20 protein-coding genes and 1 pseudogene are annotated in these 24,843 nt (G+C 74.1%); 13 read left to right on the top strand and 8 right to left on the bottom strand.

All coding sequences use genetic code 11. From position 1 onward, the window contains the following. A partial coding sequence (locus tag C569_RS0117235; protein WP_018787024.1) for a glycoside hydrolase family 6 protein occupies positions 1-417 on the top strand: 417 nt, incomplete at its 5' end. Between the two features lie 108 nt (positions 418-525). On the opposite strand, the gene C569_RS0117230 is transcribed toward C569_RS0117235, so the two are convergent. The 3 genes from C569_RS0117230 to C569_RS0117220 all read right to left on the bottom strand — a co-directional run bounded on the left by C569_RS0117230 (position 526) and on the right by C569_RS0117220 (position 2,841). Beyond that, a complete protein-coding gene (locus C569_RS0117230) occupies positions 526-909 on the bottom strand; it encodes a hypothetical protein (protein ID WP_018787023.1) in 384 nt (127 codons plus the stop codon). Between the two features lie 425 nt (positions 910-1,334). Then, positions 1,335-2,234, bottom strand: a complete 900-nt coding sequence (locus tag C569_RS0117225) for a hypothetical protein (RefSeq protein ID WP_018787022.1) — start codon at positions 2,232-2,234, stop codon at positions 1,335-1,337. A 13-nt stretch (positions 2,235-2,247) separates the two neighbouring features. After that, positions 2,248-2,841, bottom strand: a complete 594-nt coding sequence (locus C569_RS0117220) for a hypothetical protein (protein WP_018787021.1) — start codon at positions 2,839-2,841, stop codon at positions 2,248-2,250. Positions 2,842-3,143: 302 nt separating this feature from the next. On the opposite strand from C569_RS0117220, the gene C569_RS30475 reads away from it, so the two are divergent. The 7 genes from C569_RS30475 to C569_RS0117185 all read left to right on the top strand — a co-directional run bounded on the left by C569_RS30475 (position 3,144) and on the right by C569_RS0117185 (position 11,640). Continuing rightward, on the top strand, positions 3,144-5,480 hold the full coding sequence (locus C569_RS30475; protein WP_018787020.1) for a nitrate- and nitrite sensing domain-containing protein: 2,337 nt from the start codon (positions 3,144-3,146) through the stop codon (positions 5,478-5,480). Positions 5,481-5,492: 12 nt separating this feature from the next. After that, entirely contained in the window at positions 5,493-5,915 is a 423-nt protein-coding gene (locus tag C569_RS0117210; RefSeq protein ID WP_018787019.1) for a roadblock/LC7 domain-containing protein, read from the top strand. Beyond that, positions 5,905-6,294 (top strand): DUF742 domain-containing protein, encoded by a 390-nt coding sequence (locus C569_RS0117205; RefSeq protein ID WP_018787018.1) that lies wholly within the window; start codon positions 5,905-5,907, stop codon positions 6,292-6,294. Before C569_RS0117210 ends, C569_RS0117205 begins: the two co-directional genes overlap by 11 nt. Further along, positions 6,275-6,877, top strand: a complete 603-nt coding sequence (locus tag C569_RS0117200) for an ATP/GTP-binding protein (RefSeq protein ID WP_018787017.1) — start codon at positions 6,275-6,277, stop codon at positions 6,875-6,877. Before C569_RS0117205 ends, C569_RS0117200 begins: the two co-directional genes overlap by 20 nt. A 102-nt stretch (positions 6,878-6,979) precedes the next feature. Further along, complete coding sequence (locus tag C569_RS0117195) at positions 6,980-8,014, top strand: lactonase family protein (protein ID WP_018787016.1); 1,035 nt, start codon at positions 6,980-6,982, stop codon at positions 8,012-8,014. Positions 8,015-8,191: 177 nt separating this feature from the next. Then, complete coding sequence (locus C569_RS0117190) at positions 8,192-9,946, top strand: substrate-binding domain-containing protein (RefSeq protein WP_026268277.1); 1,755 nt, start codon at positions 8,192-8,194, stop codon at positions 9,944-9,946. A 212-nt stretch (positions 9,947-10,158) separates the two neighbouring features. Then, a complete protein-coding gene (locus C569_RS0117185; RefSeq protein WP_018787014.1) occupies positions 10,159-11,640 on the top strand; it encodes a sugar transferase in 1,482 nt (493 codons plus the stop codon). 10 nt (positions 11,641-11,650) lie between these two features. On the opposite strand, the gene C569_RS0117180 is transcribed toward C569_RS0117185, so the two are convergent. After that, a complete protein-coding gene (locus C569_RS0117180; RefSeq protein WP_018787013.1) occupies positions 11,651-12,781 on the bottom strand; it encodes a PP2C family protein-serine/threonine phosphatase in 1,131 nt (376 codons plus the stop codon). A 95-nt stretch (positions 12,782-12,876) separates the two neighbouring features. On the opposite strand from C569_RS0117180, the gene C569_RS0117175 reads away from it, so the two are divergent. Beyond that, entirely contained in the window at positions 12,877-13,392 is a 516-nt protein-coding gene (locus C569_RS0117175; protein WP_018787012.1) for a MarR family winged helix-turn-helix transcriptional regulator, read from the top strand. 1 nt (position 13,393) lies between these two features. On the opposite strand, the gene C569_RS0117170 is transcribed toward C569_RS0117175, so the two are convergent. The 3 genes from C569_RS0117170 to C569_RS0117160 form a co-directional block, all read right to left on the bottom strand. Next, a complete protein-coding gene (locus tag C569_RS0117170) occupies positions 13,394-14,428 on the bottom strand; it encodes a B12-binding domain-containing protein (RefSeq protein WP_018787011.1) in 1,035 nt (344 codons plus the stop codon). After that, on the bottom strand, positions 14,425-15,993 hold the full coding sequence (locus tag C569_RS0117165) for a PP2C family protein-serine/threonine phosphatase (protein ID WP_231394817.1): 1,569 nt from the start codon (positions 15,991-15,993) through the stop codon (positions 14,425-14,427). Before C569_RS0117165 ends, C569_RS0117170 begins: the two co-directional genes overlap by 4 nt. 226 nt (positions 15,994-16,219) lie before the next feature. Continuing rightward, positions 16,220-17,479, bottom strand: coding sequence for an ROK family protein (locus tag C569_RS0117160; protein WP_026268276.1), 1,260 nt, complete (start codon positions 17,477-17,479; stop codon positions 16,220-16,222). A 50-nt stretch (positions 17,480-17,529) separates the two neighbouring features. On the opposite strand from C569_RS0117160, the gene xylA reads away from it, so the two are divergent. The 4 genes and pseudogenes from xylA (at position 17,530) to C569_RS0117140 (ending at position 23,117) form a co-directional block, all read left to right on the top strand. After that, complete coding sequence (xylA, locus tag C569_RS0117155) at positions 17,530-18,717, top strand: xylose isomerase (RefSeq protein ID WP_018787008.1); 1,188 nt, start codon at positions 17,530-17,532, stop codon at positions 18,715-18,717. Between the two features lie 11 nt (positions 18,718-18,728). Then, complete coding sequence (xylB, locus tag C569_RS0117150) at positions 18,729-20,180, top strand: xylulokinase (RefSeq protein ID WP_018787007.1); 1,452 nt, start codon at positions 18,729-18,731, stop codon at positions 20,178-20,180. A gap of 115 nt (positions 20,181-20,295) precedes the next feature. Next, positions 20,296-21,405: pseudogene (locus C569_RS0117145) on the top strand (IS701 family transposase); the annotation flags it as partial. 281 nt (positions 21,406-21,686) lie between these two features. Then, a complete protein-coding gene (locus tag C569_RS0117140; RefSeq protein WP_026268275.1) occupies positions 21,687-23,117 on the top strand; it encodes an MFS transporter in 1,431 nt (476 codons plus the stop codon). Between the two features lie 58 nt (positions 23,118-23,175). Here C569_RS0117140 and C569_RS0117135 read toward each other — a convergent pair whose 3' ends face one another. Continuing rightward, positions 23,176-24,819, bottom strand: coding sequence for an alpha-amylase family glycosyl hydrolase (locus tag C569_RS0117135; RefSeq protein WP_026268274.1), 1,644 nt, complete (start codon positions 24,817-24,819; stop codon positions 23,176-23,178). Positions 24,820-24,843 lie beyond the last annotated feature (24 nt).

Here is a 24,843-nt window from a genome sequence, read left to right as displayed (position 1 = left end):
ATGCTGATCGACACCTCCCGCAACGGGTGGGGCGGCGCCGCCCGGCCGACCGGTCCGGGCCCGATGACCAGCGTGGACGCGTACGTCAACGGCGGCCGGGTCGACCGCCGGATCCACGCCGGCAACTGGTGCAACCAGGCCGGCGCGGGTCTCGGCGAGCGGCCGCGGGCCAACCCGGAGCCGGGGATCGACGCCTACGTCTGGGTGAAGCCTCCGGGTGAGTCGGACGGCTCCAGCAAGGAGATCCCGAACAACGAGGGCAAGGGCTTCGACCGGATGTGCGACCCGACGTACACCGGTAACGCCCGCAACGGCAACAGCATGTCCGGCGCCCTGCCGGACGCGCCGATCTCCGGTGCCTGGTTCCCGGCCCAGTTCCAGCAGCTCATGCAGAACGCCTACCCGGCGCTCTCCTGAGCCGCGGTGCGGACCACCCGCGGCGGCGGGAGTGAGGCACCGCCGCGCGGGTTCCCCGGGCCCCTGGTCGACGCCCACGTCGGCCAGGGGCCCTCGGCCGTTCCGGTGTCAGGGAACGGTGCGCTCGATCGCCGCCCGGCCCAGCTCGGCCAGGTCGCGGCGGGCCCGCTCCAGGTTCTCCGGCGTCACGTCCTGCCCCCGGGCCTGCACCAGGTCCTCCGGTTCCCAGGGCTGCTCGGCGCCGGTGCGGATGTCGTCCGGGGCGGCGCCGGTGCCGGTGCCGGTCGCGCCGGTCCCGGCCGCGTACGGGTCACCGATGAGGTTCGGCGACCCGGTGTCGGGCACCGGGCCGTCGGGCTCGGTGAAGACGGGGTCGTCCGGGTCGGTGCCGGCGTTGCGCAACTGGGGCACCGTGCTGTCGTCGTCCACCGCCGCAGCCACCTCGGGGGTCTCCTCCAGCGGCCGCTCGCCACCGCGGTCACGATCGGTCATGCTGCTGCCCTCCTGTCCCTTGGCGTGATCCGAGTCGCGTACCCGGTGCGGGCCGCGCCATGCGGGCGGAGAGGGGCGTCAGGACTCGTCGCGCTGCGGCTTCGGCGCCTCGGTCGGGCGCAGCCGCTGCCGCCGCAGCATCCGCGGTGAGCACCTGCGCGACCGCGAAGCTGATCGCGTTGAGCAGCGCGCGCCGCGCGGCCAAACCGACGCCGAGCACCGTGACGAAGTAGAGCGCCAGGATCAGATAGTCCAGGGCGTCATGTTCACCGCAGGCCGCCGTCGCCCGTGCCCGTGCTCCCCTCGTGTGCACCGCTGCCCGCTCGTACCCCGATCGCGAGGTTCCATACCCGCTGCTCGGTTCCGGGTTCCGGGCGTGCGGAAGCCCCGGTCGGGTCACCGGCCGGGGCTTCGTCGCGGGGGCGTCAGCGGCCCAGCACGCGGTCCAGGAAGTCGCGGTAGCCGCGCACCGCGACCCGGAGCTGCTCGGTGTCGGAGGAGCCGGACTCCTGCCAGGCGCCGAGCCGGGTGCGCTGCTCGCGCAGGGCCGTGGCGAGCGCCTCGATCGCCTCCTCGACCAGCGACTCCGCCTCGCCGACCGCGGCGCGCGGGTCGTCCACGAAGCGCAGCTGCACGTCGCGCCAGCGGTCCCGGAAACCCTGGGCGGCGTCCGGCGCGAACAGCGTCGCCGCGTCGGCCGGTACCGCGCCGGGCGTCGGCCGGTCCGCCCCGCCCAGCGTGGTGCCGGCCACCGCGGCGGCTGCCGCGCCCGCCGCCGCGGTGGGGGTGTCCGGATCGACCCGGTCGTGCCGCCGCTCGGTGTCGTCGGCGGCGGGAACGGGCTCGGCGTCCGGATCGACCAGGCCCGGCTCGGCGCTGCCGTACCCGACCGCGCCGTCGGCCGCCGTTTCGTCCCGGACGACGCCGTCTCCGTCGCCGGTGGCCGCGGTGTGCTCGGCGTCCCAGCGGTCGCGGTCGTGCAGGCGGTCCCCGGCCGTCGGGTCGGCCCGCTCGTCGTCCAGCGGGTCGGTGCGGCCCGGCGCGCCGTCGCCCGGTGCCGCGGTGTCCTCGTCGCGCGCGTCCCGCTCGTCCTGCGGACGACCGCTCGCCAGGGCCGAGGCGGCGACCGCGTCGCCCACCGTGGCCGCCCCGAAGGCCGTCGGCAGCGGCGCCGGCTCGTGGAACGGGCGACGCCCGTCGTCGTCGGCCCGGTCGCCGTCGCGCCGGCCGGGGTCGGTGTGCTCACCCGGTTGCGGCACCGGCACCGGTGCGGACCGGACGGCCTCGGGGTGGTCCTGCGTGACCTGCTGTTCCTCGTGGCGCATGGCGGCGGCCTCCTCAGCGGCTCGGGACGTCGTGGTCGTGCTCGGGGTGGCGCTGTTCCGGCTGCTGCGGGGCGACCGGGTCCGCACCGAGCAGGTCGGCGAAGAGGGCCCGGTAGTGCACGAGCGCCTGCCGGAGGTCCTCGGTGCCGGCCTCACCGCGCTCGTTGCGCTGCCGGATCTCGTGGGCGTCGCGGTAGTGGGTGAGCGTGCGGGCGTGCTCGACGGAGAGGTGGGCGATCTGGTCCGAGAAGTCCCCGGTGGGGTATCCGCGCTCGGCGATCAGGCGGCTCACCAGCTCGTCGGCCTCGCCGACGGTCTCCGCGGGGGAGTCGACGAAGCGCACCTGGAGTTCCTCCCAGGCGGCGGCGTAGCGGGCCCGGGACTCCGGGCTCAGCGGGGTCAGCTCCAGCTCGGCGTGCCGGCGCTCGCGTTCCCGCAGCTCCCGCTCGGCGGCACTGCGGCTGTCCTGCTCGGCGACGACCCGGTCGTACTCGGGGCCGAAGCGCTCCCGAAGCGCCCGGCGGCGGCTGGCGACCACGGCGACCGCGACGAGCGCGGCGATGACGGCGACGACGATGACTATGACGACTACCTGGGTGGACGACATGGCTCCTCCTTCGCACGCTGGTATTCCCTCGCGCGGGTGATCGCCAATCCCGTTGTGCGGCACTTTCCGCCCCGGGCGGGAAAAGGCGCACCGCGGCGGCCGCCGTCCGGTGCCCGGCCGATGTCCGGCTGAGGCCCTCCTGCCCGTCTCGGACCGTAGTGAGAGCCGAGACGGCCGGTAGTGCATCCGCCCCGGATTACGTATCCTGCCCAAGGCGTCCGGGCCGGGGCCCGGCGTCGTGGCCGGCGAACGTACGGCCGCTGCCGGCGCCACCGAGCGACACCTTCCCGGGCGAGGTCTGATTGAACACCCGTGACTGGCCGATCCGCGCCAAGCTGACCGCGCTGGTCATCGGCCCGGTGACCGGGCTGCTGGCGCTGTGGATCTTCGCCACCACGCTCACCTTCGGGCCCGCGCTCGACCTGCTCTCCGCGCGTACCCTCCTCTACGACCTGGGCCGCCCGGGCGAGGCGGTGGTGACGGAGCTGCAACGGGAGCGCCGGCTGTCGGTGGTCCAGCTCGCCGGGGACCGCGCCCTCCCCGAGCTGACCGAACAACGGGTACGCACCGACGACGCGATCGTCGAGCTGCGCCGCAAGGTCGGCGGCGGCGACCTGCGCGACGTCGCCGACGCCCAGCTCGACGACCGGCTCGACCAACTGGTCTCGGCGCTCGACGCGCTGCCCGCCGGGCGGGCCTTCATCGACGACCGGAAGGTCGACCGGGCCGGCGCCGTCGGGCTCTACAGCGGGATCGTCGCCTCCGCGTTCCAGGCGTTCGGCGCCATGGCCGCGCTGCCCGACGCGCAGCTCAACCGGGAGGCGACGGCGCTCACCGCGCTGGGCCGCTCCCGGGAACTGCTCGGCCAGGCCGACGCGCTGCTGGCCGGCGCCGTCACCGCCGGCCGGTACGCCGACGGCGAGCACGAGCAACTGGTGCGCACCGTCGAGAACCAGCGCTTCCTGGCCGAGATCGCGGTCGCCGACCTGCCGCCCGTGGAGCGGACCGCGTACCAACGGATGACCGAGGGTGCCGGGTTCCTCCAGCTGCGCGCGCTCCAGGACAGCCTGATCCGCTCGCCCGCGCTGCCCGCCCGGTTCGACATGCGGGCGTGGGACACCGGTCACGCCGAGGTCTGGCAGAGCCTGCGCGACTTCGAGCTGCGCGGCGCGGACGCCCTCGCCGAGCGGTCGGTGCCGATGGCCACCCGGATCCTCGTCCAGCTCGCCGCCGCCGGTGTGCTGGGCCTGATCGCGATCGTGGTGTGCGTGCTGGTGGCGTTGCGGGTCGGTCGGTCGCTGGCGCAACGGCTGACCGGCGTGCGCGCCGCCGCGACCGAGGTGGCCGAGCGCCGGCTGCCCGACGTCGTCGCGCGGCTGCGCCGGGGCGAGGAGGTCGACGTCGCCCGGGAGGCGCCCGAGCTGGACCTCGGCGGCGACGAGATCGGCCAGGTGGCGCGCGCCTTCAACGAGGTGCGCCGGACCGCTGTGCGCGCGGCCGTCGACGAGGTCACGCTGCGCCGGGGCTTCAACGAGGTGATCCTCAACCTCGCCCGCCGCAGCCAGGGGCTGGTGCACCGGCAGCTGGCGCTGCTGGACCGGCTGGAACGGCGTACCGAGGACCCGGACGAGCTGGCCGGGCTGTTCCAGGTCGACCACCTGGCGACGCGGCTGCGGCGGCACGCCGAGGATCTGGTCATCCTCGCCGGGGCCGCGCCCGGCCGGGGCTGGCGCCGCCCGGTCGCCGCCGTCGACGTGATGCGCGGCGCGATCTCCGAGGTCGAGGCGTACGACCGGGTCGACGTGGGCGAGGTGGCGCCGGCCGGGGTGCTGGGCCGGGCCGTCGGCGACGTGATCCACCTGCTCGCCGAGCTGATCGAGAACGCGACCGCGTTCTCCCCGCCCGGTACCCGGGTGGACGTCGCCGGCCGGAGTGTCCCGGGCGGCTACACCATCGAGATCACCGACCGGGGGCTGGGCATGTCCGCGCCGGCCCTGGCCGAGGCCAACCGCAAGCTGGCCGAGCCGCCGGAGTTCGACCCGGCCGGCAGCGCCCGGCTGGGCCTGTTCGTGGTGGCGCGTCTGGCCGCCCGGCACGGCGTACGGGTGGAGCTGCGGCCGTCCCGCCCGGCCGGCATCGTCGCCGCGGTGCTCGTACCGTCGGAACTGATCACCGACGAGCCGCCGGTGGGCGCGGACGCCTCCGCCGAGCCGGAACGGCGGCGCCTGGCCAAGGTGACCCGGCTGACCACCATGCCCCGGCCGGGGCGGCCGACCCGGCCGGGCCGGGACCGGTCGGAGAACACGGTGGTCCCGTTACAGGCGGCGCGAGCCTCGACTGTGGAACCACCCGCCGACGGCGACGGCCTGCCCCGCCGGATCCGCCGCCGCGGCGTGACCGCGCGTCCCCGCGCGGCGGTCGCCGACACCCCGGCCCACCGCACCCCGGAGGAGGCCCGCCGGGCCATGTCCGCGTTGCAGGCCGGCACCGCGCGCGGACGCCGGGACGGTTCGCGCGCCGCCGGGACCGATCCGGCCACCCCTGCCACCGGGCCGCGTGACACCGGTACGCCGGCCACCGCCGCGGGGCCGGCCGGGGAGCCCGCCCCGGCGGCGCCGGACCAAACGAACCGCGACTGAGAGGGACGCCTAGTGGTGCACACGACGCGGCAGAACGCCGATCTCGACTGGCTGCTCGACGACCTGGTGGAGCGTGTCCCCGCCGCCCGCCAGGCGGTGGTGCTCTCGGCGGACGGGCTCCTGCTCGGCGCCTCCACCGACCAGGACCGCACCGACGCGGAACACCTCTGCGCGCTGGCGTCCGGCTTCTCCGGGCTGGCCAAGGGCGCGACCCGGCACCTGAGCGGCGGCGCGGTCCGCCAGACGGTGGTGGAGATGGAGTCGGCCTACCTGTTCGTGACCGCCGCCGGCCAGGGCGCCTGCCTGGCTGTGGCGAGTGACGCCGACGCCGACATCGGCCTGGTGGCGTACGAGATGGCGATGCTCGTCATCCGGGTCGGGGAGAACCTGGCCGTGCCGAGCCGGGTGGCGGGGGAGCGGACCGATGCGCGCTGAGTCGCCGGGGCCCCAGCACGAGTGGCTGGACGCCGACGCCGGACCGGTGGTGCGCCCCTACACGCTCACCGGCGGCCGGGTGCGCTCACCCGTCGACGGCTTCGACCTGCTGGCGTTCGTGCTCGCCACCCCCGGCGTGGAACCGGCCGGGACGCCCGGTCTCCAGCCGGAGCACCGCCGCCTGATCGAGCTGGCCCGGCGGCCGAAGGCCGTGGCCGACCTCGCCGCCGACCTGGACCTCGCCGTGGGCGTGGTCCGGGTGCTGCTCGGCGACCTTCTCGCCCATGGGCTCGTCGCGGTGCACCGGCCACCGGCCACCGCGTACCTGCCCGACGACAACATCCTCAAGGCGGTGGTCAGTGGACTCCGTGCGCTATGACCGGGAGCCGGGGGCGCCGCAGGTGCCGCTGGCCTTGAAGATCCTCATCGCCGGTGGCTTCGGCGCCGGAAAGACGACGCTGGTCAGCGCGTTGAGTGAGGTCCGGCCGTTGCAGACCGAGGAGGTCCTGACCGGGGCCGGGCTCGGCACCGACGACGTCTCCGGCGTCGAGCAGAAGACGACGACGACGGTGGCGATGGACTTCGGCCGGATCACCATCAACGACGACCTCCAGGTCTACCTGTTCGGCACCCCGGGCCAGGACCGGTTCTGGTTCCTCTGGGACGAACTGGCGTTCGGCGCGCTCGGTGCGGTGGTGCTCGCCGACACCCGGCGGCTGGCCGACTGTTTCCCCTCGATCGACTACTTCGAGCAGCGGGGCATCCCGTTCGTGGTGGGTGTCAACTGCTTCGAGGGTTCCCGCCGGTTCGGGCTGGAGGCGGTCCGCGACGCTCTGGACCTGGACCCGGACGTCCCGCTCGTGCTCTGCGACGCCCGCGACCGGCAGTCCGGCAAGCTGGTGCTGATCTCGCTCGTGGAGCACGTGGCGCGCCAGCGCGGCGAGCCGGTGCCGGTGGGCTGAACACCCGCGCGCCCGATCCGTCGGGTCTCGTGGGGCTGACCGGGCGCGCCACCGGGAAGCCTCTGGTTGGATCGCAGTCAGGATCGACGAGAGGTGGGAGCGGTGACCGGGCAGGACGAGATCGTCCACATCGGCGGCTACACGGCGGAGACGGGCGGACGGGCCGAGGGCGTCGTGGCGGCCCGGCGGGACCGGGCGACCGGGGAACTGACCCCGCTGGGCGTCGTGGCGGTCACCCCGTCGCCGTCGTTTCTGGTGCGGCATCCGGCGCTGCCGGTGCTGTACGGGTGCAACGAGCTGCCCGACGGGCTGGTGAGTGCGTTCCGGGTGGCCCCGGACGGCGGCCTCGCGCCGCTGGGCGTCCGCGAGACAGGTGGCGCGGAGCCGTGCCACCTGGCGGTCGCCCCGGACGGGCGGCACCTGTTCGTGGCGAACTACGGCGGCGGCAGCGTGGCGGTGTTCGGCCTGGACGCCGACGGCGTGCCCGGGGAGCGCGCCGACCTGGTCCGGCACTCCGGGCACGGGGCCGACCCGCGGCGGCAGGAGCACGCGCACTGCCACATGGTCTCGCCCGATCCGGCCGGTGGCGGGCTGCTCGCTGTCGACCTGGGCACCGACTCGGTCCACCGGTACGAGGTCGACGCGTCCACCGGGCGGCTCACCGAGCGGGAGCCGCGGCTGCGGACGGCACCCGGGACCGGGCCCCGGCACCTGGCCCGGCACCCGGACGGGCGGCGCTGCTGGCTCGTCGGCGAGCTGGACGCCACGGTGACCGCGTACGAGCTGACGCCGGACGGCCCGCGGCAGTCGACGCGTGTCGACGCCAGCGGCCGGGCCGGGCACGTCCAGCCTTCCGAGGTGGCCGTCGGGCCCGGCGGCCGTTTCCTCTACGTGGGCAACCGCGGGGTGGGCACGATCGCGGTCTTCGCCCTCGACGGCCCCACGCCGGAGCTGGTGGCCGAGGTCGACACCGGCGGCGAGTGGCCCCGGCACTTCGCGTTCGCCGGTGCGCACCTGTACGTGGCCGACGAGCGGGCCGACATGATCAGGATCTTCCGGGTGGAGCCGGACGGCGGGGTGCCGGAGCCGGTGGGGGAGCCGGTGCCGGTGCCGAGTCCGACGTGCGTCAGGCCGTGACCGGACGGTCACCGATCGATAGTCCTAAGTGGATTGCCATCACCAAAGATGACTGACTGGCAACTTAGCGTACGGGTTAGGCGATCAACTGTTTCTGCTGCGTAACTTTCGTCCGAACGGTTGTGGTGGTAACCCCACGAGGTACGCAAGATGGTCACCGTGTCTGGCCGCCATCGCATGCGTTCCCACCTCCGTGGAGCAGGTGCCGCCGCTGTCGCGACCGCTCTGGTCGCCGTCGTGGCCGGCTCCTGGTTCGGCTACCGACAGCTGGCCGGCCCGAACTGTTCGGGCCGGATCGAGCTGTCGGTGGCGACCGCCCCGGAGATCGCCCCCGCGGTGCGCGCCGCCGCGGACCAGTGGGTCTCCGACGGCGCGGCGGTGGGCGGAACCTGCATCGCGGTGAACGTCTCCTCGTCCGAGCCGGTCGAGGTGGCCGCCGCGGTGGCGAGCAAGCACGGCGCCACGCTCGCCGGCGTCGGGCAGGCCAGCGGCACCGCCGTCACGCCCGACGTCTGGGTGCCGGACTCCTCGACCTGGCTGGTCCGGCTCAAGAGCGGCGGGGCCAGCGCGTTCGCCCCGACCAACGGCGCCTCGATCGCGCGCAGCCCGGTCGTGGTGGCGCTGCCCGAGCCGGTGGCCTCGCGCATCGGGTGGCCGGACAAGGAACTCCGCTGGTCCGACCTGCTGACCCAGGTCACCGCCAGCAAGCCGCTGCGGGCCGGGATCGTCGAGCCGACCCAGGACGCGGCCGGTCTGTCCGGTCTGCTGTCGCTGACGGCGGCGGCCAGCTCCACCGGCGAGGCCGGCTCGCCGAAGGCGCAGGAGGCGATGGTCGGTGCGCTGCGTGCGCTGGCGACCAACCGTTCCTCCCTGCGGCAGGACCTGCTCGCGCGGTTTCCGCGCTCGTCCGACCCGACGGCGATCGCCAACGGGCTGGGGGCGGCGGCGCTGTCCGAGGAGGACGTGATCGCCTACAACAGCACCAAGCCGCCGATCCGGCTCGCCGCGCTCTACCTGGAACCGGCGCCGATCCCGCTGGACTACCCGTTCGCGGTGCTGCCCGGCATCGAGCCGACCAAGGCCTCCGCCGCTCGTGTCCTCTTCGAGGTGCTGCGTACGCCGGGCTTCAAGGACCGGCTCGCCTCGCAGGCGCTGCGCGCGCCGGACGGCAACTGGGGTCAGGGTTTCCAGGCCCCGACCGGCGCGCCGAGCCCGGCCAACGGCGGCGCGAGCCAGGTGCCGCCGTCGGGTCAGGGCGGCGCCGCCGACCTCGACCCCGGCGCCATCTCGACCGCCACCACGACCTGGTCGGTGGCCACCCAGTCGGGCCGGATGCTCTGCGTCATCGACGTCTCCGGCTCGATGAAGAAGCCGGTCGCGACCGCCAACGGCGCCAGCCGGGAGCAGGTCACCGTCGCCGCCGCGAGCCAGGGCCTCGGGCTGTTCGACGACTCGTGGTCGATCGGCCTCTGGACGTTCTCCACCAACCTCCAGGGCTCGCAGGACTGGAGCGAGCTGGTCGGGATAAAGCCTCTGTCCAGCAACCGTGGTTCGCTCCAGCGCGGCCTGGCCTCGATCAAGCCCTCCAACGGCAACACCGGCCTGTACGACACGGTGCTCGCGGCGTACCAGAAGGTGCAGCAGGATTGGGAGCCGGGCAAGGTCAACTCGATCGTGCTGTTCACCGACGGCAAGAACGAGGACGACGACGGCATCTCGCAGAAGGCGCTGCTGGACCGGCTGAACAAGCTGAAGGACGACGAGCAGCCGGTCCAGGTCATCATCATCGGCATCGGGACCGAGGTGAACCGGGCCGAGTTGGAGTCCATCACCAAGGTCACCGGCGGCGGCGCCTTCGTCACCACCGATCCCAGCAAGATCGGTGAGATCTTCCTCCGGGCGATCGCGCTGCGGCCGCCCGCCCCCCGCTGACCCGAAGCTCAGCGCTAGTCTTCCGCCGTACCGGAAATCCGGTACGGCGGAAGGCTTCCCGGGTCAAGACACGGGAGGTGAACTGACGGTAATGTGTCCGAATCAATCGGTAACCATAATTGTCAGGCATGATGACCGGGTTGCCTCGACCGCAGGCTCCACACCGGAGCCGGGCGGGGACGGGGCGGTCCTGAGCGAAGTGGGGAGGGCCGGTGACCTCGGCGACACTGTTGACCCCTGCCACGTCGTCGCGACCCGGTGGTGAACGCCCCGGCAAGACGACGCGAGCCGCGGAGCGGGCCTACATCCGGGTCCTGGTGGTGCTGGACACCGCCGTGCTCGCCGTGGCCATCCTGGTCGGTTACCTGGCCCGGTTCGGCGACGAGGAACCGACCGGGTCCGAGATCCCGTACGTGGTGGTCGCCCCGGCGCTCCTGCTGGTCTGGCTCGTCTCGCTCAAGGCGATGCGGTGCTACGACGACCAGGTGCTCGGCTACGGCGCCGACGAGTACCGCCGGGTCAGCGCCGCCAGCCTGCGGCTCGCCGGCGGCATCGCCATCGCCGGGTACATCGCCGATGTCGGCGTCTCCCGGGGCTTCCTGGCCATCTCCTTCGCGGTCGGCACGATCGGCCTGGAGGTGGCGCGGTTCGCGGCCCGCAAGCGGCTGCACCGGGCCCGCGACCGGGGCGCCGGCTGGTCCCGCAAGGTGCTCGTGGTGGGCGACACCGCGCACGTGCTGGAGCTGGTGCACACGCTGCGCCGGGAACCGTACGCCGGCTACCAGGTGGTCGGCGCGTGCATCCCGGACGCGCTGCTCGCCCCGGTGCCGCAGCGGCTGGGCGACGTGCCGGTGGTGGGCAGCTTCCGGGGCATCCCGGAGGCGGCCACTGCGATCGGAGCCGACACGGTGGCGGTCACCGCCTCCGGCGAGCTGACCGCGACCCGGCTGCGCCGCCTCGGCTGGCAGCTGGAGGGGACCGGCGTCGACCTGGTGGTGGCGCCGGCGCTGACCGACGTGGCCGGGCCGCGCATCCACACCCGTCCGGTCGCCGGCCTGCCGCTGATCCACGTCGAGGCGCCCGAGTTCCGCGGCGCCCGCAAGCTGGTCAAGGGCTTCGTCGACCGGTCGATCTCGCTGATCGCCCTGCTCGTGCTGGCGCCGCTGCTGACCGTGATCGCGCTGGCCATCAAGATCGACAGTCGCGGTCCGGTGCTGTTCCGGCAGACCCGCGTCGGTCAGGGCGGCGAGGAGTTCGGCGTCTTCAAGTTCCGCACCATGGTGGTCAACGCCGACGCCCTGCTCGCCGAGCTGGCCGCGCGCAACGAGACCGACGGCCTGATGTTCAAGATGCGCGACGACCCGCGCGTCACCCGGGTCGGCCGGCTGCTGCGCAAGTGGTCGCTGGACGAACTGCCCCAGCTCGCCAACGTGCTGTTCGGCCAGATGAGCCTGGTCGGCCCGCGCCCGCCGCTGCCATCCGAGGTGGCCCGCTACGACGGCGACGTGGCACGCCGGCTGCTGGTCAAGCCCGGCATGACCGGCCTCTGGCAGGTCAGCGGCCGGTCGGATCTGAGCTGGGAGGACGGCATCCGGCTGGACCTCTACTACGTGGAGAACTGGTCGCTCGCCGCCGACCTGACCATCCTCTGGAAGACGTTCGGCGCGGTGGTCAATAGCCGCGGCGCGTACTGAGGAGACCGGGTCAGGGCTGCGGCCCCAGCCAGTCGAGGCAGACCACCACCGCGTCGTCCACCAGGTCACCCGCGACGAAGGCCCGTAGGTCGCCGATCAGCGACCGGACCGCGTCCAGCGGCTCCATCGGCCCGGTCCGGCGCAGGAACCGGTCCAGCGCCGCCTCGCCGTAGCGCACCTGCTCGGTGGTGGCGTCGATCACCCCGTCGCTGACCACGAAGAGCCGGTCCTCGCGCTGCAGCCGGAACCGCTGCGGGCGGTAGTCGGTGCCCTCGAACATGCCGAGCGGGAACTGCTCGTCCAGCTCCTGCTCGGTCACCGTACCGGCACGCAGCCGCACCAGCCGGGGGGAACCGGCGTCGACCACGGTCAGCTCGCCGGTGGCCAGATCCAGCTCGATCAGGAGCGCCGACATGTGCTGTTCGCCCCGGTACTGCGCATAGATCGCCTGGTCGGCCAGCGCGGCCTGATCGGCCAGACCGAGCCCGGCCCGGCGCGCGTTGCGCAGCGCGTACGTGGCCAGCGAGGCGAGCAGCGCCGCGGCCACCCCCTCGCCGAAGCCGTTCAGCACCGCCAGCCAGAGCCGGTGACCGTCGTCGGACCAGTCGAAGCTGTCCCCGCGCACCGCGTACGCCGGTTCGAGCTGCCCGGCCAGGCTGAACGAGGGCCGGATCCGGCTGCGCCCGGGCAGCAGCTCCCACTGCATCTCCGCGGCCAGCGTGAGCCGCCGGCTGCGCCGGGCCGTGCGGTAGATGTCGGTGGTCGCCATGACCGCGCTCAGCTCGTGCCCGAGCACTGTGGCGATCGTGTCCAGCTCCCGGCGGGCGTGCGGGTCGGCGGGCACCGGCGAGACCTCCAGCACGCCCCGGCGTTCGCCGCGCATACCCACCGGGAACCAGCCGACCCCGTCGGCGATCATCGGCTCCTGATGGTCGAATGCCCGCCAGGCCGGGTGGCCCGGACCGGTGACCGACGGGCCGTCACCCAGCGGCAGCAGCTCGGCGAGCCGGTAGTCGACCTGGTGGAGCGCGGTGCGGGTGACGCCGTACGTGCGGGCCAGCTCGGCGGCGAGGCGGTCCACGATGAGATCCGTCGGCGCCTCGGTCAGAATCCGGCGCGCGCGGCCCTCCGCTCCGCTCATCTTTGCTCCTTTGCACAGGTCGCCGGGCAGATCCGGGGAGTAGTCTCGGGCCCACCATGACCGAAGAGCGCAGCCCTCTGGAACCCGGAACGAGTATGTCCGCCGCCCTGGACGAGGCGGCAGGCACCCTGCTCGCCGTCTGGGAGGCGGCCCGGGAGCGCACCACCAGCCGGCTGTCGAGTGCCCAGCTGCGCGCGATCATGGTCGTCGAGCAGTATGACGGCATCAACCTCCGCCGGCTCGCCACGCTCACCGACATGTTGCTCTCCTCCGCCAGCCGGCTGTGCGACCGGCTGGTCGCGGCCGGGATGCTGGAACGCGAGCCGGGCCGCTACGACCGGCGGGAGATCTCGCTGCACCTCACGCCCACCGCCGTCCGGCTCCTCGCCGAGCTGCGCGCCGACCGGCGGCACCGGCTGGAGCGGATCCTGGCCGGGATGAGCCCGGAGGGCCGGGCCGCGCTGGTACGCGGCATGCGCGAGTTCGACGAGGTGGGCCGGCGCGGGGAGGCCACAGTGGCGGACGGCTGGCCGATGCTGCAACCCTCCGGGGAACGCGTCGGCGACTCCACCCGGCCGTCCGGCGAGCCCTCGGCGGCCCGTACCGCCTGACTCAGCCGGCGCGGCCGGGACCGTCCGGCGCGCCGTCGCGGGCGGCCCGCAACCGGGCCACCACCCGGGGATGTTCGGTGAGCGCCCGTTCCAGCGTGCCGAGCACCTCGCCCAGCAGCGCCCGGCCGCCCCGGGACGTCAGCGCCTCCTCCTGCCACCCGACGAAGTCCCGCAGCAGCCGGTCGTCGTCCACCCGCACGGCCGCGATCAGCGCGTCCACCAGGTGCGCGATGCCGGCGGCGACGTCCTCCGCGTTCTCCTGCGGCGGGTCGACCGCGGCCAGCGCGAGCCGGACCAGCTCACGCCGCCGGTGCAGCACCGCCACGTACGCGTCGTCGGGCGGGGGCGGCGGTGCGCCGGTGTGCGCGGCCGACAACGGCCGTTCCAGCAGCGCCACCGCGTCCCGGGCACTGGCGCCCCAGCCCGCCGCGCCGATCGTGGCGGCCCACCGGCCGTCCGGGCCGAAGCCGGGTCCACCGGCCAGCACCGGCACCCCGGCGGCGCGGCTGGCCTCCACCATCCGTGCCGCCCGGACCAGCCGGTTCGGCTGCACGCAGCTGAGCAGCACCGCGTCCGGGCCGGTCTGGTGCAGGTAGGAGACCAGATGCCGGGCCGGCACGCTGGCGCCGAGGAACGTCACCCGCCAGCCCGCCGCCCGGACCACCTCGGTGACGATGCGGGCGGCCAGCGCGTGCCACTCGCCCTCGACGCAGGCCATCACCACGTGCCCGCGTCGCGGCGGGCCGATCGTCGCGCCCAGCGCGTCCACCACCAGCTCGCTGACGTGGGTGGCGGCGTGCTCCTGGGCGATGCTCCACGAGCCGGTGAACCAGCGCCGGCCGACCTCCCGCTGCGCCACCGCGACCAGGTCCACCAGGACGTCCGTGACCGAGAACCCGTCGGCCAGCAGGCCGCTGGCCAGCGCGACCGCGCCGGCCCGGTCGGCGGCGTCCAGGTGACCGAGGTACGCGGCGAGCGTGTCCAGCCCGATCCGGCGCTCGGCCGCGGAGGTGGGGCGGCCAGGCGGCGGCGTCACCCGGCCGCCACGGCGAGCATGGCGATGTCGTCGTGGGACTGCCCGTCCAGCCACTCGTCGACGAGCTGAAGCACCCGGTCGACGAGCGCGGCGGGTGGTAGCCCGGCGCCGGTGGCGAGCGCCTGACGCAACCGGGCGTCGCCGAACATGGCCGGCTCGGTCGGGCCGCCCCGGGCCTCGGTCACCCCGTCGGTGTACGCCAGCAGCAGGTCACCCGGCGCCAGCCGGACCTCGGCGTCGGCGAACCGGGCGTCGGTGAGCGCGCCCACCGGCATGCCGCCCACCCGGACCGTCTCGACGCCGCCGCCGGCGCGGACGACGAGCGGCGACGGATGCCCGCCACCGGCCACCCGGATCAGCAGCCCGCCGTCCGGCTCGCGGCGCAGCGCGCCGAGCAGGAGCGTGGTGAACTGGGCCCGGCGGGCCGCGTCGGGAGCGTCCAGCAACGCCCGGTTGAGCAGCTCCAGCAGCTCCCGGGGACGCTGCTCGACCAGGCGCAGGGTCTGCAACGACTGACGGACCCGGCCGGTCAGCACTGCTGCGCCGACGCCCTTGCCGCAGACGTCGCCGAGCGCGAACAGGCCGCCGTCGCCGGTGGGGAACAGGTCGTAGAAGTCGCCGCCGATGCGCAGGCTGTCCCCGGCGGCGCGATAACCGCCGGCGAGGGTCATCCCGGACAGGCGGGGCAGCGCCGGCGGGAGCAGGCTGTTCTGGAGCACCCGGGCCAGGTGCGCCTGCTCGCCGTACAGCTCGGCCGCGGCGAGCGCGGCACCGGCCCGGCCGGCGAACTCCCGGGCCAGGCCGATCTCCCGCTTGTCGAAACCGGGCCGCTTCCGGCGGCGGGCCAGCACCAGTGCGCCGGCCGGACCGCCCGCGCTGGGCATCGGGCTGATCAGCACGGTGCCCGGGCGGCCGAACCCGGCGGGCAGCACCTCGGCCAGATCCGCCAGCTCGGCGTCCAGCCACGGAGTCGGCTCGGTGAGGTCGCCATCCAGCGCCTCGACCAGGCCGGGGACGGACTCGACAACGGGCCAGCCGGCCAGGCCGGTGACCGGGCCGGGGTCACCGGTGGCGTACCGGATCCAGTGCGGCTGGTCCTCGGCGGGCGGAGGCGGGCGGTGCACCACGACTGCCGCGTCGGCGAGGTAGGGCACCGGCAGCGTCACGGCGGTGCGCAGCGTCTGCTCGCGGTGCAGGGACAGCCCGAGCCGGCTGCCCGCCTCGGCGAGGAACGCGGTACGCGACCGTTCGGCCAGCAACGCGTCGGTGCGAGCGTGTTCCTCGGTGACGTCCCGGACGTACCAGGCGCTACGGTCGTCGGCCAGGGGACGTCGCAGGCCGCGCAGCCGCCGGCCGTGGTGTTCGGTCTCGAAGGAGTCCGACCCGGCGGCGTCGGCCAGGGCCGGCACCCGGCAGGCGGCCAGGTCGACGCCGGGCGCCACCTCGGGGAGCAGGTCGGCGGCCATCGCGTTGACGAGCGTCACCACGCCTGCCTGGTCGACCGTCACGACCGCCTCGGCGAGCCCGTCCAGCAGCTCCCGGGCCAGGTGGTCGTCAGCCGGCAACGCGGCCCCGGCAACCCGCCGGGTCCGTCTCCGCGAGGCGTGTCCACCGCCGCTGACCGGCCCCGCGACACCGCCCCGGCGCGCGGCGGTCACCTCCGGTGGCCGGGCGCTTCGGTCGGTCGACCCCTGCGCATGCTGTCGGTGCACCCCTCGCTCGGCGGACATGTCGGCTGGCGGCAAGCGTACCGAGCGCAGGCACGGAATGCCCGTCGAGGATCATCCCGGGTCAGGTGGTCCGGGTCAGCCATCCCACCGGCCGGTCGACGATCCGGCGGACCACCGAGCCGGCGCCGCCGACCGCCGCGGACTGCGCCCCGAGCACGGCCGGACGCACCGTGACCGGGGCCCAGGCGGCCGTGAGCACCCGCCGGGCGACCTCCGCCTCCACCGTCGGCCGCAGCCAGGGCGCGAGCCGGGCGTATCCGCCCCCGAGTACCACGGTGTCCAGATCCAGCAGGTTCACCACGCCCGCCACCGCCACTCCGAGAGCGGTGCCGGCGTCGGTCAGGGCGGTCAGCGTGGCCGGGTCACCGGCCTCGGCCAGGTCGGCGAGCCGGGTGGCGGCGGTGTCCGCCGGCAGTTCCGCGCCGGGCAGCCCGGCGGCGGCCAGGATCGCCTCCTGGCCCGCGTACCGCTCCAGACAGCCCTGGCCGCCGCAGCGGCACGGCCGTCCCTGCGGCTGCACCGGGAAGTGACCGATCTCTCCGCTCCAGCCGCGCGCGCCCCGGTAGAGCGCGCCGTCGAGCACGATCCCGGCGCCGATGCCGATCTCGCCGGTGACGTGCAGGAAGCTGCGCGGGCCGGCCGGGCCGGCGTACAGCTCGCCCAGCGCGGCCAGGTTCGCCTCGTTGTCGACCACCAGCGGCGGTACCCCGTCGACCGGCTCGGCCAGCTGGTGCCCGGCGAGCAGCGCCGGCACGTCCACGTCCCGCCAGCCCAGGTTCGGCGCGAGCCGGACCACACCACCGTCGTCCACCAGACCGGGCACGGCGAGCGCCGCGCCGGCCAGTGTCAGCCCGTCGCGTACGGCAGCCGCGCGCGCCTCGGCGGCCAGCGCGGCGAGCCGGGCGAGCGCGTCGGCGGGGGAGACCGGGCGCAGGTCGGCGCGGCGGACCAGATGGTGCCGGACCGTGCCGGTCAGGTCGACGACGCAGGCCGTCAGGTAGTCGACGTTCACCTCCAGGCCCAGCCCGGCCGGGCCGTCGGAGGCGAGCACCAGCCCTCGGGCCGGGCGGCCCGCACCGGTACGCGGTTCCGGCTCGGCCTCGGCGACCAGCCGCCCGGCGATCAGGTCGTCCACGACGGCAGAGACGGTGGCCCGGGTCAGGCCGGTGCCGGCGGCGATCCCGGCGCGCGAGGGCGGCCGGTCGGCGGCGGCGATCCGCCGGAGCACCACCGCGAGGTTCAACTCGCGCAGGCTGCCCTGCCGGACCGCCCCGGCGGTGCTGGTGCTTGTCACCACTTGACACTGCCACATCACCGCCATTTAATTCAACCGCTGAACAAATCGCGGACGACACCACCTGGAGGTCTGCCATGGCGCCCCGCCCCACCCCCGCGGACAAGTTCTCCTTCGGCCTGTGGACGGTGGGCTGGCCGGCCCGTGACCCGTTCGGTGACGCCACCCGGCCCGAGCTGGACGCCGTCGAGGCCGTGCACCGGCTCGCCGAACTGGGCGCGTACGGCATCACCTTCCACGACGACGACCTCGTCCCGTTCGGCGCGGACACGGCCACCCGCGACGCCCGGCTGAACCGCTTCCGCAAGGCCCTCGACGAGACCGGCCTGGTCGTGCCGATGGTCACCACCAACCTGTTCACCCACCCGGTGTTCAAGGACGGCGGCTTCACCAGCAACGCTCGCGACGTGCGCCGGTACGCACTGCGCAAGGTGCTGCGCAACATCGACCTGGCCGCCGAACTGGGCGCCAGGACGTTCGTCATGTGGGGCGGCCGGGAGGGCGCCGAGTACGACGTGGCGAAGGACGTCCAGGCCGCGCTCGACCGCTACCGCGAAGCCGTCGACCTGCTCTGCGAGTATGTCGTCGACAACGGCTACGACCTGCGCTTCGCCCTGGAGCCCAAGCCGAACGAGCCGCGCGGCGACATCCTGCTGCCCACCGTCGGCCACGCGCTCGGCTTCATCTCCACGCTGGCCCGCCCGGAGATGGTCGGGCTCAACCCGGAGGTCGGGCACGAGCAGATGGCCGGCCTGAACTTCGCCCACGGCATCGCCCAGGCGCTCTGGCAGGGCAAGCTGTTCCACATCGACCTCAACGGCCAGCGCGGCATCAAGTACGACCAGGACCTGGTCTTCGGCCACGGCGACCTGCTCAACGCGTTCGCCCTGGTCGACCTGCTGGAGCACGGCGGCCCGAACGGCGGCCCGGCCTACGACGGCCCGCGCCACTTCGACTACAAGCCGTCCCGCACCGAGGACATGACCGGCGTGTGGGCCTCGGCCGAAGCGAACATGCGGACGTACCTGCTGCTCAAGGAGCGGGCCGCGGCGTTCCGCGCCGACCCGGAGGTGGCCGAGGCGCTCGCCGCCGCCCGGGTGGCCGAGCTGGCCACCCCGACGCTCGACCCCGGTGAGGGCTACCGTGAGCTGCTGACCGACCGGACCGCGTTCGAGGAGTTCGACCCGGATGCCGCCGGGGCGAAGGGCTTCGGCTTCGTCCGGCTCAACCAGCTCGCCGTCGAGCACGTGCTCGGCGCGCGCTGAGGCGGGCCGCCGTGCCGCTCGTCGCGGGTATCGACTCGTCGACCCAGTCCTGCAAGGTGGTCGTCCGAAACGCGGAGACCGGCGCGCTGGTCCGGCAGGGCCGCGCGCCGCACCCGCCCGGCACCGAGGTCGACCCGTACGCCTGGTGGGAGGCCCTGCGGGCGGCGGTCGCCGAGGCCGGTGGCCTGGCCGACGTGGCCGCCGTCTCGGTCGGCGGCCAGCAGCACGGCATGGTCTGCCTGGACACCTCCGGTGAGGTGGTCCGCCCGGCGCTGCTGTGGAACGACACCCGTTCCGCCGACGCGGCCCGGGACCTGGTCGCGGAGGCCGGCGGCGGGGAGACCGGCCGCCGGTTCTGGGCCGAGGCCACCGGCGCGGTGCCGGTGGCCAGCTTCACCGCGACGAAGCTGCGCTGGCTGGCCCGGCACGAGCCGGACAACGCCGACCGGGTCGCGGCCGTCTGCCTGCCGCACGACTGGCTCACCTGGCGGCTGGCAGGCGCTCCCGGCCTGGACGCGCTGCGCACCGACCGGGGCGACGCCAGCGGCACCGGCTACTGGTCGCCGCGCACCGGCGAGTACCGGCTGGACCTGCTGGAGCGGGCCTTCGGCAGATGCCCGAAGGTGCCGGTCGTGCTCGGTCCGGCCGAGGCGGCCGGGCACCTCGACCCGGCCGTGCTCGGCGGCGCGGCGTCCGGCGCGGGCCCGTCCGGAGGGCCGGACGCCGCCGGGCGGATCCTGCTCGGGCCGGGCACCGGGGACAACGCCGCCGCCGCGCTCGGCGCCGGGGCCGGTCCGGGCGACGTGGTCGTCTCGATCGGCACCTCCGGCACCGTCTTCGCGGTCGCGGACACCCCGGCTGCCGACGCCGGTGGCGCGGTGGCCGGATTCGCCGACGCCACCGGCCGGTTCCTGCCGCTCGTGTGCACGCTCAACGCGGCCCGGGTGCTGGACGCCGCCGCGACACTGCTCGGCGTCGACCTCGACCGGCTCGGCGAGCTGGCCCTGTCCGCACCGCCCGGCGCGGACGGGCTGGTGCTGGTGCCGTACCTGGAGGGGGAGCGGACGCCGGACCGGCCGCACGCCACCGGCGAGCTGACCGGCCTGACGCTGGGGACGTCGACCCCGGCGCACCTGGCCCGGGCCGCCGTCGAGGGCATGCTCTGCGGGCTGGCCGACGGCCTCGACGCGCTCGTCGCGCAGGGCGCCCGCGCCGACCGGATCATCCTGGTCGGCGGTGGCGCCCGGTCCGAGGCCGTGCGCCGGATCGCGCCGCAGGTCTTCGGCCGCCCGGTGGTCGTGCCGCCGCCCGGCGAGTACGTCGCCGACGGCGCGGCCCGGCAGGCCGCCTGGGTGGCGCTCGGCGGTGACACCCCGCCCGCCTGGTCGATCGGCGACACCGAGGAGTACACGGGCGACGTGGTCCCCGCCATCCGCGAGCGCTACGCCCACGCCCGGGGGTAAGGAAGGGCCCCCTCTTAACGCCTGCGGTAGAGGAGGGGCCCCTTATTAATACTGCAACGGTGGTTCGCAACTTCGGGTGGTTACGGGTCGTTAGTCTATTGTGGTTAGCGTTGGGCTGGTTGAGTCGTGGGAAAACGGGCTGGGTGACTTGTTTGCCCGGATCGCGGGCCGGTTCTCGCGGGTGGAGCCGCGGAAACGGGCGTTCGCTTATGTGCGGGGGCTGCTGTCGCCGTTGGAGCGGCGTAACGGGTGGACTCTCGCGGAGCAGGCCGGTGACCGGTCACCGGACGGGATGCAGGCGGTGCTGTGTAGCCCTTGCTGGGATGCCGACGCGGTCCGTGATGATGTGCGCGACTACTTGGTGGAACACCTCGGCGACCCTGCTGCGGTGCTGGTTGCCGACGAGACCGGGTTCCTCAAGAAGGGAACCCGGTCTGCGGGGGTGCAGCGGCAGTATTCGGGGACGGCGGGGCGGACGGAGAACTGTCAGATCGGCACGTTCCTGTGCTATGCCTCCGGCAAGGGTCGGGCGTTGATCGACCGGGAGTTGTACCTGCCGAAGTCGTGGACCGAGGACCGGCAGCGGTGCCGGGACGCGGCGATTCCCGACGAGGTGGCGTTCGCGACCAAGCCGCAGCAGGCGCGGGCGATGCTGGAGAGAGCGATCGCCGCAGGGGTGCCGTTCGCGTGGTTCACCGCCGACGAGGCCTACGGACAGAACCCGGGCCTACGTGGCTGGCTGCAGGAACAGGACATCTCGTATGTGATGGCGACCCGCTGCGACGACCAGGTCGCCTCCGGGCTGTTCACCACCACCCGGGTCGACGCCCTGATCGCCAAGCTGCCGGCCCGATCGTGGACGAGGCTGTCCTGTGGTGACGGCGCGCACGGTCCACGCCGCTACGACTGGGCGCGGCTACCGACCCGGGAGACCTTCCCAAACGAGCGTCGCGGCTGGGTCCTGGCCCGGCGCAGCATCAGCGATCCCACCGACATCGCCTACTACGTGTGTTTCGGCCCGCGCGGCACCCGGCTGCGGGAACTGGTCCGCGTCGCCGGGTCCCGGTGGGCGGTCGAGGAGTCGTTCCAGACCGCGAAGAACGAAGTCGGCCTCGACCAGTACCAGGTCCGCCGCTACGACGCCTGGTACGCCCACATCACCCTGGCCATGACCGCCGCCGCGTTCCTGGTCGCCACCCGCGCCACCGAAGCCGACAAGGACCCCGAAAAGGGGGCGCGGATCCCGCCCCAGACACGTTCATCCCTTTGAGCAGCAACGAGATCCGCCGCCTGTTCACCAAACTCGTCCTCACAGGACGCACCGCAGCGGACCACGTACTGCACTGGTCAAACTGGCGCCGCCACCGGCAAGCCCAAGCGAAAGCCAGCCACTACCGCAAACGACTCAAAACATCCGAAAGTCACGATCCGCCGTAGCAGTATTAACGGGCGCGTCGGCCGGGGGCGGTGTCCCGGAACCGGCCCGCACCTGATTGGCTGCCCTGCATGAAGGGCACGAGGACCCCCCGGCGCGGGAACGCGGCACACCGGCTCTACAGCGTCGTGGTCTTCGTGGTGCTCGCCTCGCTGGACAACGTGGCGATCGGCCTGGTACCCCCGCTGTACGGGCCGATCTCCGCCGCGCTCGACGTCCCGCAGCGGATGCTCGGCCTGGTCACCGCCGTCAGCTTCCTGGTCAGCGCGATGGCGGCGGTGGGCTGGGCGTACGTGGGGGACCGCACCAACCGCAAGCCGCTGCTCATGGTCGGCACGCTGCTCTGGGCGGCCGGCACCGGGGGCAGCGCGCTCGCCGGGGGGTACGCGACGTTCCTGGTCGCGCAGTTCGTCGGGGCGGTCGGGCTCGGTGCCGTGGGCTCGGTCGGGTTCTCCGTGGTCACCGACCTGATCTCACCGCGCCGCCGGGGCCTGGTGATGAGCTTCTGGGGGCTGTCCCAGGGGGTCGGCACACTGGCCGGGACGCTGCTCGGCGGCGTGCTCGGCGCGACCGACTGGCGGCGGCCGTTCCTGCTGTTGACCGGCGTGGGCTTGGTCGCCACAGTGGCGTACCTGTTCACCTACGATATCCGCCGCGGGCAGAGCGAACCGGAGCTGGCCGGGGCCATCGACGCCGGGAACGAGTACGACTACCGGATCAGCCGCGCCGACCTGCCCCGGATCCTGGCCCGCCGGACCAACCGCTGGCTGATCCTGCAGGGGCTCACCGCCCAGGCGGCGTTCGGCTCGCTGGTCTGGCTGCCGGTGCTGTTCAGCGAGCGGGCGCAGGCGCAGGGCTACTCACCCGCCACGGCCGTTGTGGTGGGCAGCGTCTTCGCCACCCTGTTCCAGCTCGGCGGCGTACTGTCCATCGTGGGCGGTCTGGTGGGTGATGCGCTGCAGCGGCGTACGCCCAGCGGCCGGGCCCTGGTCGCGGCCGTCGGCATCCTCGCGGCGCTGCCGTTCTACCTGGTCCTGTTCTTCGTGCCGATCCGCATCGACGTGCCCGACGGCGCCGGCTCCGGCGCGGTGGTGACGGCCGTGCTGTCCAGCGTGCTGACCGAACCGTCGGTGGGGCTGAGCCTGCTCACCGCCGTGGTGGCTCTGGCGCTGACGTCGGCGAACTCGCCGAACTGGTTCGCCCTGATCGCCGACGTGAACCCGCCCGAGCACCGGGGCACCGTCTACGGCCTGGGCAACCTGGTCAACGGCGTCGGCCGGGCGGCGGGCAACGGGCTGGTCGGTGTGGCGTTCGCCGGGCTGCGGGCGGCCTTCCCGCCGCCGCTGAACTACGCGGTGGGGCTGGCCGCGTTCCAGCTCTTCTTCATTCCGACCGGCGTCATGTACTGGCTGGCCGCCCGCACGTCGCCGCGGGACATCGCGCAGGTGCACGACCTGCTGCACGCCCGCGCCGACCGCCTGGAAGGAAGGGCCCCTTCTTAACACTCGCTGTTAAAAAGGGGCCCTTCCTCTACCGGAGGCGTTAATAGGGGGCCCTTCCTTACACCCGGAACCAGGCTGTGACATCGGTCGGGACCGCGGCGTTGTCCAGCGGCGCGCTCGACACCAGCACTTCGGCGCCGGCCGGCAGCGACACCGGGTCGGTGCCGAAGTTGGTCAGCACGGTGAGGTCGCCGTTGGTGAACGTGAGCACCTCGTCGCCGGTGGTCAGGAACCGCAGCGGGCCGCGGGCCAGCGCGTGCTCGCGGCGCAGCCGCAGCGCGGTCCGGTACAGCTCGTACGTCGAGCCGGGCACGCCGCGCTGCCGGTCCAGCGCGTACTCGGCCCACACCGGTGGCTGGGGCAGCCAGCTCGCGTCGGTCGGCCCGAACCCGTACGACGGGGCGTCGGCCTCCCACGGGATCGGCACCCGGCAGCCGTCCCGGCCGCGCTCGGTGTGCCCGCTGCGCTTCCAGGTCGGGTCCTGCCGGGCCTCGTCGGGCAGCGTGGTGTGCTCCGGCAGCCCCAGTTCCTCACCCTGGTAGAGGTAGGCGGAGCCGGGCAGCGCGAGCATCAGCAGGCTGGCCGCCCGGGCCCGGCGCAGACCCAGCGCGGCGTCCGGCTGCGGGTCGTCCACGCCGACGCCGTTGGCCCGGCCGCCGGCGGTGCCGAGTCCGAGCCGGGAGGCGTGCCGGACCACGTCGTGGTTGGACAGCACCCAGGTGGTCGGTGCGCCGACCGCGTCGGTGGCCTCCAGCGAGCGGGTGATCACCGCGTACTGGGCCGGTGCGCTCCACGCGGCCAGCAGGTACTCGAAGTTGAACGCCTGGTGCATCTCGTCCGGGCGCACGTACCGGGCCAGCCGCTCGGCCGGCTCCACCCACGCCTCGGCGACGAGGATCCGCTCTCCGGGGTACGAGTCGAGCACCCGCCGCCACTCCCGGTAGATCTCGTGCACGCCGTCCTGGTCCCACATCGGCGGGCGCGGCTTGTCCACCTCGCTGCCGGAGAGGATCTCCTGCGGCTCCTGCCAGTCGGCGAGGTCGGCCTGCTTGATCAGGCCGTGTGCCACGTCCACCCGGAAGCCGTCCACGCCCCGGTCCAGCCAGAAGCGCAGCACGTCGAGGAACTCCTCGCGTACCTGGGGGTTGTCCCAGTTGAGGTCGGGCTGGCCGGAGTCGAACAGGTGCAGGTACCACTGCCCGTCGGGCAGTCGCGTCCAGGCGGGGCCGCCGAACACGCTCACCCAGTCGTTCGGCGGCTCGGCGCCGTCCGGGCCCCTGCCGTCGCGGATGACGTAGCGCTGCCGCTCCGGGCTGCCCGGCGGGGCGGCGACTGCTGCTTCGAACCAGCGGTGCGCGGACGACGTGTGGTTGGGCACCAGGTCGACGATCACCCGCAGCCCGCGGGCCTTCGCCTCGGCGATCAGCTTGTCGGCGTCGGCGAGCGTGCCGAACAGCGGGTCGACGTCGCGGTAGTCGGACACGTCGTACCCGGCGTCGGCCTGCGGGGACGGGTAGAACGGGGACAGCCAGACCGCGTCGACTCCCAGCTCGGCGAGGTGGTCGAGCCGGGACGTGATGCCCGGCAGGTCGCCGATCCCGTCGCCGTCGGAGTCGGCGAACGAGCGCGGGTAGACCTGGTAGATGACCGCCTCGGTCCACCAGCCGGTGCCCGGGGCCTGCTGCGTCGCGTCGGTGTTCAGCGCCTTGCTCCTGTCTGGGTGGTG

It is taken from the genome of Micromonospora sp. CNB394 (assembly GCF_000374985.1).
In the GTDB taxonomy this organism is placed as follows: Bacteria; Actinomycetota; Actinomycetes; order Mycobacteriales; family Micromonosporaceae; genus Micromonospora; species Micromonospora marina.
This window is presented reverse-complemented; position numbering and strand designations above follow the sequence as displayed.

Excerpts from the sequence above, each read along its gene's own strand:
- C569_RS0117230 (WP_018787023.1), bottom strand. The coding sequence starts at position 909 with ATGACCGATCGTGACCGCGGTGGCGAGCGGCCGCTGGAGGAGACCCCC.
- C569_RS0117225 (WP_018787022.1), bottom strand. The coding sequence starts at position 2,234 with ATGCGCCACGAGGAACAGCAGGTCACGCAGGACCACCCCGAGGCCGTC.
- C569_RS0117220 (WP_018787021.1), bottom strand. The coding sequence starts at position 2,841 with ATGTCGTCCACCCAGGTAGTCGTCATAGTCATCGTCGTCGCCGTCATC.
- C569_RS0117205 (WP_018787018.1), top strand. The coding sequence starts at position 5,905 with ATGCGCGCTGAGTCGCCGGGGCCCCAGCACGAGTGGCTGGACGCCGAC.
- C569_RS0117190 (WP_026268277.1), top strand. The coding sequence starts at position 8,192 with ATGCGTTCCCACCTCCGTGGAGCAGGTGCCGCCGCTGTCGCGACCGCT.
- C569_RS0117180 (WP_018787013.1), bottom strand. The coding sequence starts at position 12,781 with ATGAGCGGAGCGGAGGGCCGCGCGCGCCGGATTCTGACCGAGGCGCCG.
- C569_RS0117175 (WP_018787012.1), top strand. The coding sequence starts at position 12,877 with ATGTCCGCCGCCCTGGACGAGGCGGCAGGCACCCTGCTCGCCGTCTGG.
- C569_RS0117160 (WP_026268276.1), bottom strand. The coding sequence starts at position 17,479 with ATGGCGGTGATGTGGCAGTGTCAAGTGGTGACAAGCACCAGCACCGCC.
- xylA (WP_018787008.1), top strand. The coding sequence starts at position 17,530 with ATGGCGCCCCGCCCCACCCCCGCGGACAAGTTCTCCTTCGGCCTGTGG.
- C569_RS0117140 (WP_026268275.1), top strand. The coding sequence starts at position 21,687 with ATGAAGGGCACGAGGACCCCCCGGCGCGGGAACGCGGCACACCGGCTC.